This window comes from Archangium violaceum Cb vi76 (genome assembly GCF_000733295.1).
Lineage (GTDB): Bacteria > Myxococcota > Myxococcia > Myxococcales > Myxococcaceae > Archangium > Archangium violaceum.
This window is the reverse complement of sequence record NZ_JPMI01000340.1, coordinates 20,607-33,469: the sequence shown is the minus strand read 5'-3', so window position 1 is coordinate 33,469 and position 12,863 is coordinate 20,607. Positions and strand designations below refer to the sequence as shown.

Below are 12,863 nucleotides of genomic sequence, written 5' to 3'. Positions count from 1 at the left end.
CGGCCTGCTCAGGGGGTACTGAGGGGATCGGCCGGGTTGCTTCCCGCCGCCCGCTCGTCGCCGTCGAGGAAGCCGTCCAGATCGCGATCGATGCCGATTCGCCGGCCCGAGCCCGGTGGCGTACAGGTGAAGGTCAGCGCCGAGTCAGCCGTGGACACCTGCAGGCGAAGGGCCGAGTCCGTCAGCAGTGCCGTGAGCTTCCGGTCGGGTTTGAAGTAGCCCCCCTGGTAGAAGAAGCCCACCTCGCGCAGGGCGATCCGCCCCTTGGCCACCAGGTCGCACTCGCCAGCGTTCGCGCGTGCCACCAGCAGAGCGATTCGCGGGGCCACCACGGACGCGTTGTTGAGTGTGAGCGTCACCTGCTGGCCGACGATCGGCGCCAGGTTGCTGTCGAAGGCCAGCAGGAACTGCTCCATGTCCAGCTTGGCCTGGCGGCCCGCGGGCGTGTCCGGGATGCCCACCGAGTTGAAGATCGGGTGGAAGTCGAAGCCGCTGTTGAAGCGGAACAGCGTGTCGAGGGAGCCGTCGCTGTTGAAGCCGAAGCCGCGGATCTGATCACCCAGGAAGCCATCCGCCGGGATGAAGCCGAAGTCGTAGCCCACGCCGAACATGCCGATCTTCTGGTACATGTTCCGCAGGTGCGGCGTCTTGGGGAAGATCGCCGTCGCGACGAAGGCCGGGCGGCCGTCCGTGCCGAAGAAGCCCTTGCCCACCGGGCCCTCGCCCGGGTTGGCGTTGGGATCCAGCGTGTGGCAGGAGTTGCACGAGCCGTGGAAGAAGCTCGTGGTGTTGAAGAAGAAGTCCCGCCCGGCCTGCTGCGCCGGCGTGAGCGAGTTGTCCAGGTTGCGCACCGGGTTGGGCGGGTACCTCACCTGGAGCATGAAGTCGGTGAACTGCTGCATCTCCGCGGGCGAGAGCTGCGCGTTCCTGCCGAGCAGATCCACGAACGCCGGGTTGAACTGCTTGAAGGCCTCGGCCTCGTTGAAGGCGCCGCTGTCCGGCTGGGTGCTCGGCGCGGTGTAGCCGCCGGTGCGATCCCCGCGCCAGTGCATGGGCCCGTGGTTCGCCATGCCGCGCAGGCTCTGCGTGGAGAGCGGCCCCTTGATGGGGTGGAAGTTGGGATCCTGGCCAAAGGTGGGATCGTTGCCGAACTCGGGCGGCACCGGGATGATCGGGTTCGGGTTGACCTTGTAGAGGCCATCCGGGTTGCCGAGGTTCCACACCAGGCTGTCGAAGTCACCGAAGATGTGGCAGCTCGCGCAGGACGAGTCGCCGTGGCTCGAGCTGTTCTTCGCGTCGTAGAGGAACGGGCGTCCCGCCACCACGCTGGCCGGCTCGGGGTTGTACATCTTCAGGTGGGCGATCTCCTGGCGCGTGGTGGTGTTGATGACGGAGATGCCGTTGTCGAAGCGCGTCAGCACGTACATGCGCCCGCTGCTCTCATCCAACACCATGCCCGTGGGCCCTCCACCACTCACGGAGATCTGGTTCGTGGTGCTCGGCACGAAGGTGTCCGCCTCGAGCGCGGCGGTGGAATAGACGCCGATCTTCGAGGAGCCGAACGCGGCCACGTACAGCGTGGTGCCGTTGGAGCTCACCGCCATGCCGAGCGGCTGCGCGAGGCTCTTGTCGTTCTCCGCGTTGGGAAGGGCGGCGCAGCAGGCGGCGTAGTTGATGTGCTTGTTGAGGTGCCGCGGAGCGACGCCCGTGGAGCTCAGCACGGAGATGCGGCTCTCGTGCAGGTGGCCTCGGAGCGTCTCGCCCGCGAATGTGCCGGGGCCCTCGAAGCGCAGATCATTCCGGGCCTCGGTGTTGCTGACGTACACCTTCCCGTTCACCGGGTTGACGGCCATGTTGAAGAGGATGGTGCCCACGCCGGTGTAGAAGCCGGCCGTGCCCGCGAGCTGCGCCGGCGGGTTGGCGTTGGCGTCGATGACGAACACGTCCTTGTCCGGCAGGGAGAACTTCACCTGGTCCGTCCACGAGCGGCCCAGGCTGTCCACCCAGTCCGTGCCGTTGAAATGGACGATCACGGAGGACTCGGGCGCCGGCTTGCCCTCGGCGTTGACGTTGGGCCCCGGGACACCGCCGTCCGCCTCGCCCCCGTTGGGCACGAGGATCTCATGCACCACGGTGGAGCGGTTTCCGGAGTGGAACGCGGCCGCGTAGACGCGCGAGCCATCCGGCGTCGCCGCGAGCGCGCGTGGGGTGTCACTGAAGAGCGTGATGATCTTCAGCGGGTTGCCGGCCAGCGAGGTGCCCAGGTTGTTGGAGTCGAAGACCCAGACGTCGGCGCGGCCCACGCCCGGCGTGGTGAACTGCGGATCGAACGGGACGTTCTGCCCACGGTGGGCGGCCGTGATGAAGGCGCGGCCCTTCGACGGTCCGGCGAAGACGATGTCGCGTGGCTCGTCACCGACGAGCAGCGTCCGCGCCACGTAGCCGGCGCGCCCGTACGCGTTGTGCCGCACGATGCTCACGCTGTCGGACAGGTGATTGACGACCCAGACCTCGCCGTCGCTCCGCGCCGCCACCGCCACGGGCTCGAGCCCCACGGGCACCGAGGAGACATGAGAGAGGGCTCCGGCCGTCACCTTGAAGATCTCCAGGCGGTTGTCCGGAGTGTTGACGGCGTAGAGGAACCCTCCATTGGGAGACAGCGCGAGCGGCCGCACCTGTCCACTCTCGAAGAGGGTGAACGATGAGGCGGACGCCTCGTGACCCGCCACCGCTCCCCCCAGGAGCACCATCGCGACGAGAGCTGCTCTCAGACGATTCCTGCGTGATGCCAGACGGTTGGCTTCCATGACTTCCCCCTACAGGTGGACTGAAAGAATCCTTTCCAACAGGAACCCGCTCGACGTCAAGTCAGGTTACCAGAGCACACTTGACAGCGCCTGTGTCCCTTGAGACCCGGGAGTGAGATGACCCGGGGGAACCCGTCATGGGCACATTGGAGGGCGCGGGCTAGCCTCGGCGCGCATGAGCGCCCGGCGCATGTTTCCCATGCTGTCCACCGAGAACCTGGAGCACGCCCTGGGCTTCTACCGGGGGCTGCTCGGTGGCACCGAGACGTACCGCTTCCCCGAGGACGGGCCACCGGCGTTCGTCGTGCTGAGACTGGGCGAGTCGGACATCGGACTGGGAGCGATGTCCCCGGACAGCCGGCCCCTGCATGGCCAGGCCCAGCGCCCGGCCCTGGGTCACCGCATCGAGTTGTGCGTCTACGTGGACGACGTGGATGCCACCGTCGAGCGCATGAGGGCGGGGGGGGGTGCCCATCCTGCTCGAGCCCATGGAGCAGCCGTGGGGCGAGCGGGTGGCCTACGTGAGCGACCCGGACGGCAACCTGGTGATGCTCACCCGCGAATAGCTCACGCCGAGCGCCGGGGCTCCTCGTCCGAGGGAAGGGGCAGGGGCTCCTCCTGCTCCGGGAGGCCCGGCGCGCGGCGCTCGAGCAACGCGAGCACGGCCGGGAACAGCACCGTCGTGCCCAGCGAGGCGCACACCACCCCCAGCAGGGCGATCTCCCCGATGGAGCGCAGCCCCGGGTGACGGGCGGTGAGCAGCGCCCCGTAGCCCGCGGCATTGGACAGCGTGGCCACCACCGCCGCGACGCCCGTGGTGCGCACCACGTGGGACAGCGAGCCTGGCCCCTCCTCGCGGTAGCGGTGGTAGAGATGCACCGCGTTATCCACGGCGATGGCCAGCAGGTTGGGCAGCACCACCGCGTTGATGAAGTTGAGCTTGAGCCCGTACAGGTGCATGGCCGCCGGCAGACACGCGAGCCCGAGGTACAGCGGCCCGGCCACCAGCGCCGCCCGGCGCACGCCGCGCAGGCTCAGCGCCATCATCGCGAACACCGCGAGCGCGGCGGCCAGCAGCAGCCAGGGGCCATCCACCCGCACCAGCTCGAAGATGCGGTAGGCGATGAGGTTCGGGTCGAGCACCTGCACCACCAGGCCCCGGGCCTTCGCCACCTCGCGCAGCTCGTCCATCTGCACGCCGAAGCGGTGCAGCGCGTCCGTGTCGGAGAGGGACTCCCGCTTGAAGGCGAGCACGAAGGTGCCCTCGCCATCCAGCGCGGTGAAGCGGCGGCGCACCTCGGCGGGCAGCTCCTCCACGCCGTAGGGGCGGGCATTGAGCAGGGACTCCAGGCGGCGCAGCCCCGGGCCCACCCGCTCCGAGTCCCAGGCACTCACGGGAATCCGCTCGAGGAACGCGCGCAGCGCGGCGCGCTCCGCCTCCACGTCCTCGCCCGTGCGCGGCAGGAAGTCGCTGAGCGACACCACCTCCGCGAAGGTGCGCTCCGCGCCATGGCGGGCCTCGAGCTCACGCAGGGCGGCGGCGAGCTGGCCGGCGCGCGAGACGTCCTCGGCGAGGAAGATGGTGGGCGAGTGGCGCCGTCCCAACTGGGCGATGATGTGATCGTCCAGGCGGGTGGCGGCGAACTCCCCGCGCAGCTTGCGCATGTCGGGCTCGAAGCCGATGGAGCCCACCACCGAGGCGGACCAGGCGGCCAGCGCGCAGACGCCCACGACGATGCTCACCAGCACGGCGCGGGACAGGTGCGGGGCCTCGCGGCGGGGCCGGGCCGGCAGGGGCAGCTCCGCGCGTCCGGGCCGCAGCCGCTCCGTGAGGGCGATGAGCGCGGGGCCGCTCAGGTACGTGGCCAGCACGGTGAACATCACCCCCGCGGCGGCGATCCACCCGAACTGGGCGAAGGCCTGGAACTGCGCGAGCGTGAGCGCGGCGAAGGCCGCGGCGTTGGTGCAGGCCGACGTCAGCGCGCCCTTCCACGTGCCCAGCACGGCCTCGACGAGCGCCTGCGCTGCGGGGTGCTGACGGCGCTCCTCGCCATAGCGCATGGCCAGGTGCAGGCCGTACTCGATGCCCAACCCGATGAGGATGGCCACGAGGAAGCCGGTGATGATGTTGAGGTAGCCGATGGTCTGCTGCGCCATCGCGAAGGTGACGAGCAACCCCACGCCCACGGGCGCTCCCACCACCAGGAGCGAGGAGAGCCGCCGGCAGGACAGGACGACGATGAGCGCCGCGATGGCGCACGAGAGCATCGAGGCGCGCGTGAGATCCGCGCGCATCCTCCGGTCCTCCTCGAGCCGCAGCACGTGCGCGCCCGTGGCGTCCGTCTGGACCCCGGGGAAGTCCCGCGCCACCCCGGCGCTCGTCTCCCGCACCCGCGTCACCAGGCGCTGGGCGAAGGGGAGATCCGCCGCGACACCCGAGGGCTTCACGAAGAGGTACAGCTCGCTGCCGTCCGCGGGGCTCAGGTACTCGCGCACGGCGGCGGCGCGGGGCGCGTAGCGGCGGGCGAGCTGTTCGATCGAGGGCGGCGGGGTCGCGTCCTCGGGTTCCGTGAGCACGGACATGGCGGCGCGCCGCTCCGCCCGGAGCATGGCCTCGAGATCCCCACGCAGGGCCCGCAGCTGCTCGGCGGGGAGCAGGAGCAGGGCGCGCTCCTCGAAGAAGCGCGTGTCGTAGTGGAACTCGACGTAGCGGACCTCCTCCAGGGCCTCCAGCCGCGGCGCCAGCGCGTGGGCGAAGCGGCGCAGCGTCTCCGGACTGCCACCGCGGGCCCGCAGCACCAGGTAGCCGTCACCGCCGGCCTTCTGGGACACGGCCTCCAGCTCGCGCACCTCCTGGGTGTGGGCCGGGAGCAGCTCCACGAAGGAGCCCCGGAAGACGAGCCGCGAGGCGAGCACGCCCGAGAGCAGCGCCGCCACCACCACGCACGCGAGCACGAGCCCGGGCCGCCGGTACGACAGCCGGGTGAATCGCTCCATTCCACTGTTGAAATCCAGACGCACGTGCAAGGACCCTCACTACCCCCCGGCATCCGCCCGCGTGTGTCTCACGAATGCGGGGCGAGCCCAAGCGTCGCGAGCGCCCTGAAACGATTTGGAGGGGGACGCGGTGCAGCAGCGTTCTCAGTAATACGCCAGCAGTGTGACACTCACCTTGGTCCTGGCGGCGAAGGTGGGCAGGGCGTCATCGACACCGGTGACGGGATCGAACGTGCCGGAGACGCCCATCCCCGGGCCTCCCACGGTCCGGAGCAGCTCGAACTTCCACTCACTCACCACCGAGTCGCGGCCCATGAGGACCTCCGGCGGAAGAGAGGGCAGCTCCTCGCCGAGCTCCTCCACGGCGGTGACGGCGGCTCGATCCAGCCCCCCGTTGCCCGAGGGCTCGAGGAGCTCCGTGGAGAGGACGTTCCCGCCGGGGTCCTGGGTGAGACGCACCACCGCGGCGCCCTCGCTGTGCGTCCATCTCGTCGGCAGCATATAGGCCAGCCGCTCCTGGGCCTCCTCCAGCATGGGGTGGGAGGCCGGTCCGGCCGCGAGCGGATCGACGCGGCGGGGGTGTTTCATCGGATCCTCCATCTCTCCGGAGCGGGAGAGCACGCTGCCCACGTCGTTCGCCTTCCGGGCCACCTTCTCCTTCGTCGTCTGTTCGCCCTCCACGTCCGCATGGCTCTGTTGGAAGTGCCGCGTGAGCACCTTGCCCATGTCACCGAAGTACGAGTGGCTCAGGCCGCTCTCGGCGCGCCGCCGGGCGATGGTGTCGCGAGCCGTCTCGGTGGCGAGCTCCTGGGGGGAGGCGAGGGGCTCGGGGGCACGAAGACGGGTACCCGGAGGCCCCGGCTCGGGTGGCGGCACGGGAAAGTCTCCACCGGGCTGGAGCGCCAGTGTGTCGGCGCCCGGCAGGAGCGAGGGTTTCTCCGGGCGCGGCTCGGCCCGGGGCACGTCACTGGCCAGGGGGGCGGGTGCCGGCGGTGGTGGGGCCTCGGAGGGCGGGGCCGTGCGAGAGCTGTCCCCCTTGCGTCCCCCCTGGGGCTGGCGCGTCTCCGGACCCTGGCGCGGTGGGTTCAGGGTGGGTGGCGGAGCGGGGGCGGGACGGGCAGGGGGAATATCGACAACGATCACCTCCACCGGCTCCTGGGTGGAGTGCGCGGAGACGGAGGATGGCCTTGGAGGAAGGGGGATGCGCTGCCACCACCACAGCAGCACCAGGTGCAGCACGAGGCTGAAGGCCAGGGCGAGCTGCAAGACACGGGATGGGTGCCTCATGTGCCCAGGCCCTCATGGTCCGCCGCCGCATGGGGCACTCCCCACGAAAACGGGCTCCGGACAAAGGGTAGGCACGAGCCATGGCGGTGGGATCTCTGGAGGGGATGCGAGGAGCCAGGCCTCCGATTGCATGCCCCGGATGATCGGGTCTGGTCGGTAGGGTCGCGGGAGCCCAGGCTGTTGACACCACGTGGCGACCAAGGGAGCGCTATATTGATGGAATGGACCAGGATACTGATCCCGGACAGCGTGAGCGGTACTTCGAACTGCTTCGAGCCTTGTCTCCGGCGGAGCGCCTTCGAAAGGCAGCGGATCTAACGCAGACGGTCCGATGGATGGCGGAGGTCGGTATCCGCCAGCGCTTCCCCCAGGCGGATGAGACCGAGGTGCGGGTGCGGCTGGCCGAGCGCCTCTATGGCCGTGAGGTGGCCCGGCGCCTCTTCGGTGAGCATCCCGCGCTCCTGTCATGAATGAGCCAAGCGTTCTCCTGGTGGCGCTTCAGTGCGCCGAGGCGTTCGAGCAGGTAGGAGTGGGCTATTTCCTCGGCGGCAGCCTGGCCAGCTCCCTTCAAGGTGAGCCACGTGCAACCAACGACATCGACTTCGTGGTGGACCTGGAGCCGTCTCGAGCAGAGTCACTGGCGCAAGCGCTGGGAAGTGACTTCGATGTTGATGTCGAGGCGCTGCGACAGGCCGCCACGCGCCGGGGCTCCTGGAACATCTTCCACCAACCGACGGTGACCAAGGTGGACCTCTTTCTGCTGCGTCCAGGAGCGTTCGACAGAAGTGAGTTCTCGCGCCGCCGCCGGGTGGTGCTGACGCCCGAGGGCCGAGGTCTCTACATCAAGAGCCCAGAGGACTCCGTGCTGCGCAAGCTATTGTGGTTCCGGGAGGGTGGAGAGGTTTCCAGCACCCAGTGGCGTGATGTCGTGCAGATCCTCCGTCTTGCGGCTGGAACGCTCGATGAGTCGTATCTGCGGGAGTGGGCAGGTCGACTCGGCGTGCAGGAGCTGTTCGAACGGGCCATGGCCAATGCCAGGTGAGCAGACGCCACCCCGGAGAGGGAACCGGCGGAGGAGCGCTGCCTCTCGCGTCTCAGTCGACCTGCTTGCATGGAGACCCGATCCCCGGCATGGATGACCCGATGACTGCCCGCTCGCTCCACCGACTCTCCGTCGCGCCCATGATGGACTGGACGGATCGCCACGACCGCTACTTCCTGCGCCTCATCTCCAAGCGCACGCGGCTGTACACCGAGATGGTCACCATTGGCGCCATCCTCCACGGCGACAAGGCGCGGCACCTCGACTTCTCCCAGGAAGAGCACCCCGTCGCGCTCCAGCTCGGCGGCAGTGATCCGGCGCAGCTCGCCGAGTGTGCCCGCATCGCCGAGCAGTGGGGCTATGACGAGGTGAACCTCAACGTGGGCTGCCCCTCGGACCGCGTGCAGAACGGCATGTTCGGCGCGTGTCTCATGGCGAAGCCCGAGCTCGTGGCCCGCTGTGTCGAGGCCATGCGCGGTGCCACCCGCCTGCCCGTCACCGTCAAGCACCGGCTCGGCATCGATGACCTCGACTCGTACGAGCTCCTGACGCACTTCGTGCGGACCATCCACGGCGCGGGCTGTGACACCTTCATCGTGCACGCGCGCAAGGCCTGGCTCCAGGGGCTCAGCCCCAAGGAGAACCGCGAGATTCCTCCGCTGCGCTACGAGGCCGTCCGCCAGCTCAAGACGGACTTCCCCCACCTGACCGTCGTGCTCAACGGTGGCGTGAAGTCCCTGGAGGCCGCTCGCGAGCACCTGGCGTGGGCCGATGGCGTGATGATCGGCCGCGAGGCCTACCAGAACCCGTACATGCTCGCGCTCGCGGATGGTCTGCTGTTCGGCGACGAGCGCCCCGCGCCCACCCGGCGTCAGGTGGTCGAGGCGTTGATGCCGTACGTGGAGGAGTTGCTGGCGCGCGACGGGCACCTGTCGCGCGTCACCCGCCACATCCTGGGGCTCTTCGCGGGGCAGCCGGGAGCGCGTGGCTGGCGGCGCGTGCTGAGCGAGCGCGCCTGCCGGCCCGGGGCGGGGATGGAGGTGCTCCGGGATGCGCTCGCCCAGGTGCCGGATCGCGTCCTGGACGAGCCCCCTGGCGCCGAGCCGGCTCCGCTGGCCGCCTCGGCGTGAGTCAGCGTCAGTAGACGTTGTACTTGCGGCGCAGCGCCTCGTGCTCGTCGGCGTTGCGCGAGGGGTGCAGGCGCCGCTCGGCGTCGTGGAGGTAGTACCAGAACTCGCTCGGCTTGGGCTTGAGCGAGGCCTGGAGCGACTCCACGGTGGGCGCGCCGATGGGACCCGGCGGCAGGCCCTTGCGGTGCCGCGTGTTCCACGGGTCCGCCTGGTCGCGCAGGCGCTTGAGGAAGGCCACCCGATCATTCCACTCGGCCAGCTCGTAGCGGGACGTCGCGTCCACGCCCAGCGGGAAGCCCTTGTCCACGCGCTTCCAGAGGATGCCCGCCACCAGCGGACGCTGTGCCGGCACCGGCTCCTCGCGCTCCAGCATCGAGGCCATCACCACCACCTCGTGCAGGCTGCGGCCGCTGCTCTCGAGGGCCGCGCGGTTCGGCGTGTAGAAGCGCTCGGCGAAGGTGTCCAACTGGCGCTGGATGAGCTCCTGGACGTTGAAGGCGCCGGGCACCACCCGGTACGTCTCCGGGTAGAGGTAGCCCTCGAGCGTGGCGCGCGGGAGCGGGAAGGCCGCGGTGTAGCGGCCAGGCTCGCTGGCGGCGGCGATGTAGGCACCGGGCTTGATGAGGCCCGCGGCGGCGAGCGCCTCGTCCGTATCCCGCAGGCGCCAGCCCTCGATGACGACGAAGGGGACGTCCTCGGGGATGGGGCTGCCCTCGAGCGCGGTGGACAGCTCCGCCATGGTCATGGACGGGCTCACCATGTGGCGGCCCGCCTTGGGGGCGAACTTGCCGCGGCGGTAGAGGTGCCAGCGCCAGATGCGGACGTCGCGGAGCAGCCCCTGGGCGGCGAGCTGGGTACCCAGGCCACGGCCCGTGGTGCCCTTGGGCACGGTGAATTCCACCATGGGGGCGCCCGGCGGAGCCACGGCGCGTTGGACCTCGCGCTCCGCCCAGAAGAACGTGCCAGCAACCGCGCCCACCGCGAGGACGAAAATCCCAACCAGGACGAGAAGAATGCGCTTCATTCGGCCGCGCACCTTAGCACCCGCCAGCCCGGCCCCCAGGAGATGTTGAGGGGCCGGATGCCCTCCGGGCGCCCTTCTGCCCGCCCGCTGACCTTTCGGGAGTATGGCAGCATGGGCCTCCCCCTGGAGGCCCCACTTCGATGCGTCGTGCCCTGATCTCCGCCCTGCTGCTTCTCACGGCCCTGCCCGCCAGCGCCGCCGAATCCGCCTCCCAGAGCTCCTGGCCCCGCATCCGCAAGGCCCGCATCCAGCAACTGCTCCCGCGAGCCATGGAGTTGGCGCAGGTGGATGCCTGGGTCGTCATCTGCCGCGAGAACGACAACGATCCCCTGGCCAGGCACGTGGGTTGTGAGAACACGGGTGCCCAGGCGGCCTTCCTCTTCCTGAAGCAGAAGGACGGGGTGCGCTCGCTCGCGCTGTCTCCGGCGGGTGAGGCCAGGGCCCTCCAGGACGTGGGCCCGTTCGACCAGGTGCTCTCCCTGGAGCGCGGCACGGACGTGTTCGCCCGGGTGGCCACGGCGCTCGCCGAGGCGAAACCCCAGCGCATCGCGGTGAACTCCTCGAGCAAACTCACGGTGGCGGATGGGCTGTCGGCCACCCAGCGTCAGCGGCTCGAGGCGGCACTGTCTCCCTCGCTGCGCCGCCGCGTCGTGTCCTCCGAGGAGCTCGTCTTCGAGTGGCTGTCCGTGAAGCTCCCCGAGGAGGTGGAGATCATGCGGCGCGCCGCGGCGCTGACGGCGTCGCTCCAGGAAGAGGCCTACCGCACCGTCGTCCCGGGCAAGACGCGCGACTCGGACGTGGCGCGCTTCCTCAAGAAGCGCATGGCCGAGCTGGGCGTGGAAGACGGTTGGCAGCCCGACCAGAACCCCAACGTGAACTCCGGTCCGGACCGGGGCCACTCGCACGCCACGGATCGAGTCATCCAGCCGGGTGACTTCATCCAGATGGATTTCGGCATCAAGGTGGAGGGCGTGTGGTGCACCGACATCCAGCGCTTCGCCTATGTGCTCGCCCCGGGCGAGACGCAGCCTCCCGCCGACGCGCTGGCGAAGTGGGAGAAGTCGAAGAAGGGCAGCCGCGTGGCGCTCGCGGCGATGAAGCCCGGGGTGCGCGGCTACGACGTGGACAAGGCCCAGCGGGACTTGATGCGCGAGGCGGGCTCGGAGCCGGTGATGTGGGGCACGGGACATCCCGTGGGCTACTGGGCGCACGACGTGGGCCCGGCGCTCTCGGGCGCGCAGAAGGGCAAGCCCCCCGAGGGCTGGGCGCTCCGGCCGCTCCGTCCCGGTCAGGTCTTCGGCTTCGATGGCTTCTTCGCCTGGAAGCTCCCGACTCCCGGCGAGACGAAGACGCTCTCCGTCGAGGAGATGGCCGTGGTAACGGAGAAGGGCGCGGAGTACCTCATCCCGCCGCAGGAATCGCTCATCCTCATCCCCTCGCCGGCCGAGCCCCGCTAAGCCCACGAAGCAGGTCCGTTCAGGGCGTCATGGCTCGCGCAGGCCCCTGCCCGTGACGAGGTACACGGCGAAGCTGCCCAGCCAGTGTCCGCCCTCGTAGTGGGCTCCCGTCACCGCCCGGAGCCCCGCCTCACGGTGGAGCTTCGCCGTTGCCCGCAGCGCGCGCAGCCGTTTGTCCGCGGGCGGCAGTCCGGACACGATTCCCTCCAGCATCCACGCCCGGCTCAGGTTCAGGCCGTCCAGGTGCGCCAGCTTTGGATCGCTCGGGTCCGTCACCACCGCCGGGGCGAGCCAGGCCGTGGAGCCATCCGTGGGAATCTGCGGCAGGAAGCCGCGCAGCCACGTGGCGAAGCGCGCCGGAGGGAGGAGCCGCCGCATCAGGTCCGCCTCTCCCAGGCACGGCGAGAGGAAGTCCTGCCCCGAGGGCTCGTACGCGAGCGGGCCCCGGACGTCCTTCCCGTAGTAGGTCTCCACCCGCGACGTCAGCAGTTGCTCCATCGCGCGATCCTCCGCCCGCCGCGCCCAGTCGAGGATGAGCCCGAAGGAGAAGGCCGTCTGATCATGCTCGCCCTCGCGGATGGGCCGCGAGAGCTTGGGCAGCCACTCCCGGAGCCGATCGGCCGCGCGCGTCTCCAACGGCTTCAGCGTGGCCGACCACTCGCGCGCCTGGGGATCGTCCCACTCCCGCAGCTCCGCCGCGAGCTGGAGCAGCCACGCCAGTCCATAGGGGCGCTCGAATGACACCCGGCCCGGGGCGCTCAGGTAGCGCACCTCCGCCTCGATGTTCGCGGGCGTCAGGCTCTTCGCCAGCGCCTCCCGGGCGCGCGCGGCGAAGGGCGCCTCCGGGAAGGTCCGCGCCAGCCGCACCAGCAGCCAGTGCCCGTGGACGGCCGAGTGCCAGTCGTAGCACCCGTAGAAGGCCGGAGTGAGCTCGCGAGGCGGGCGCACGTCCGCGTCGCCCGCCATCACGTGAGCGATCTTGTTCGGGTACTCCTTGTGGACGCAGGCGAGTGCCAGCTCCGCGAAGCGCGTCGCGGCCTCGGCGCCGAACTCCGGGGACGGGGGCGTGTTGGAGGTGAGCGTGGTCACGAGGATCGTCAGCAGGAGAGGGGAGCTCAT

At 70.0% G+C, this 12,863-nt stretch carries 10 protein-coding genes and 1 pseudogene; 6 read left to right on the top strand and 5 right to left on the bottom strand.

What is annotated here, in order from left to right:
- Positions 1-8: 8 nt before the first annotated feature.
- A complete protein-coding gene (locus Q664_RS44395) occupies positions 9-2,807 on the bottom strand; it encodes a YncE family protein (RefSeq protein ID WP_043411119.1) in 2,799 nt (932 codons plus the stop codon).
- A 175-nt stretch (positions 2,808-2,982) separates the two neighbouring features.
- On the opposite strand from Q664_RS44395, the pseudogene Q664_RS63095 reads away from it, so the two are divergent.
- Together Q664_RS63095 and Q664_RS61795 are read left to right on the top strand one after the other, a co-directional pair.
- Positions 2,983-3,216: pseudogene (locus Q664_RS63095) on the top strand (hypothetical protein); the annotation flags it as partial.
- Positions 3,217-3,274: 58 nt separating this feature from the next.
- Positions 3,275-3,373, top strand: a complete 99-nt coding sequence (locus tag Q664_RS61795; RefSeq protein ID WP_235217120.1) for a glyoxalase/bleomycin resistance/dioxygenase family protein — start codon at positions 3,275-3,277, stop codon at positions 3,371-3,373.
- Position 3,374: 1 nt separating this feature from the next.
- Here the strand turns inward: Q664_RS61795 and Q664_RS44385 are convergent, their stop codons facing one another.
- The gene (locus tag Q664_RS44385; RefSeq protein ID WP_063934873.1) at positions 3,375-5,804 is read right to left on the bottom strand and encodes an efflux RND transporter permease subunit; all 2,430 of its coding nucleotides are present in this window, start codon (positions 5,802-5,804) and stop codon (positions 3,375-3,377) included.
- Positions 5,805-5,948: 144 nt separating this feature from the next.
- Positions 5,949-7,091, bottom strand: a complete 1,143-nt coding sequence (locus Q664_RS44380; protein ID WP_152622694.1) for an energy transducer TonB family protein — start codon at positions 7,089-7,091, stop codon at positions 5,949-5,951.
- Positions 7,092-7,426: 335 nt separating this feature from the next.
- Here Q664_RS44380 and Q664_RS62455 point away from each other — a divergent pair, with 335 nt between their 5' ends.
- The 3 genes from Q664_RS62455 (at position 7,427) to dusA (ending at position 9,263) form a co-directional block, all read left to right on the top strand.
- Positions 7,427-7,561 carry a hypothetical protein gene (locus tag Q664_RS62455; RefSeq protein ID WP_268811451.1) on the top strand — a complete coding sequence of 45 codons (135 nt, stop codon included), beginning with the start codon at positions 7,427-7,429 and terminating at the stop codon, positions 7,559-7,561.
- A complete protein-coding gene (locus Q664_RS44370) occupies positions 7,558-8,133 on the top strand; it encodes a hypothetical protein (protein ID WP_200883855.1) in 576 nt (191 codons plus the stop codon). Before Q664_RS62455 ends, Q664_RS44370 begins: the two co-directional genes overlap by 4 nt.
- An 89-nt stretch (positions 8,134-8,222) precedes the next feature.
- Entirely contained in the window at positions 8,223-9,263 is a 1,041-nt protein-coding gene (gene dusA, locus Q664_RS44365; RefSeq protein WP_235217119.1) for a tRNA dihydrouridine(20/20a) synthase DusA, read from the top strand.
- 7 nt (positions 9,264-9,270) lie between these two features.
- On the opposite strand, the gene mltG is transcribed toward dusA, so the two are convergent.
- Positions 9,271-10,287, bottom strand: coding sequence for an endolytic transglycosylase MltG (gene mltG, locus Q664_RS44360; RefSeq protein ID WP_043411111.1), 1,017 nt, complete (start codon positions 10,285-10,287; stop codon positions 9,271-9,273).
- A gap of 140 nt (positions 10,288-10,427) precedes the next feature.
- On the opposite strand from mltG, the gene Q664_RS44355 reads away from it, so the two are divergent.
- Positions 10,428-11,744, top strand: a complete 1,317-nt coding sequence (locus tag Q664_RS44355) for a M24 family metallopeptidase (protein ID WP_043411108.1) — start codon at positions 10,428-10,430, stop codon at positions 11,742-11,744.
- Positions 11,745-11,771: 27 nt separating this feature from the next.
- On the opposite strand, the gene Q664_RS44350 is transcribed toward Q664_RS44355, so the two are convergent.
- Positions 11,772-12,863 carry a DUF2891 domain-containing protein gene (locus Q664_RS44350; protein WP_043411106.1) on the bottom strand — a complete coding sequence of 364 codons (1,092 nt, stop codon included), beginning with the start codon at positions 12,861-12,863 and terminating at the stop codon, positions 11,772-11,774.

Coding starts and splice junctions, on each gene's coding strand:
- Q664_RS44395 (WP_043411119.1), bottom strand. CDS start 2,807: ATGGAAGCCAACCGTCTGGCATCACGCAGGAATCGTCTGAGAGCAGCT.
- Q664_RS44385 (WP_063934873.1), bottom strand. CDS start 5,804: ATGGAGCGATTCACCCGGCTGTCGTACCGGCGGCCCGGGCTCGTGCTC.
- Q664_RS44380 (WP_152622694.1), bottom strand. CDS start 7,091: ATGAGGCACCCATCCCGTGTCTTGCAGCTCGCCCTGGCCTTCAGCCTC.
- Q664_RS62455 (WP_268811451.1), top strand. CDS start 7,427: ATGGCGGAGGTCGGTATCCGCCAGCGCTTCCCCCAGGCGGATGAGACC.
- Q664_RS44370 (WP_200883855.1), top strand. CDS start 7,558: ATGAATGAGCCAAGCGTTCTCCTGGTGGCGCTTCAGTGCGCCGAGGCG.
- dusA (WP_235217119.1), top strand. CDS start 8,223: ATGGATGACCCGATGACTGCCCGCTCGCTCCACCGACTCTCCGTCGCG.
- mltG (WP_043411111.1), bottom strand. CDS start 10,287: ATGAAGCGCATTCTTCTCGTCCTGGTTGGGATTTTCGTCCTCGCGGTG.
- Q664_RS44355 (WP_043411108.1), top strand. CDS start 10,428: ATGCGTCGTGCCCTGATCTCCGCCCTGCTGCTTCTCACGGCCCTGCCC.
- Q664_RS44350 (WP_043411106.1), bottom strand. CDS start 12,863: ATGAGCTCCCCTCTCCTGCTGACGATCCTCGTGACCACGCTCACCTCC.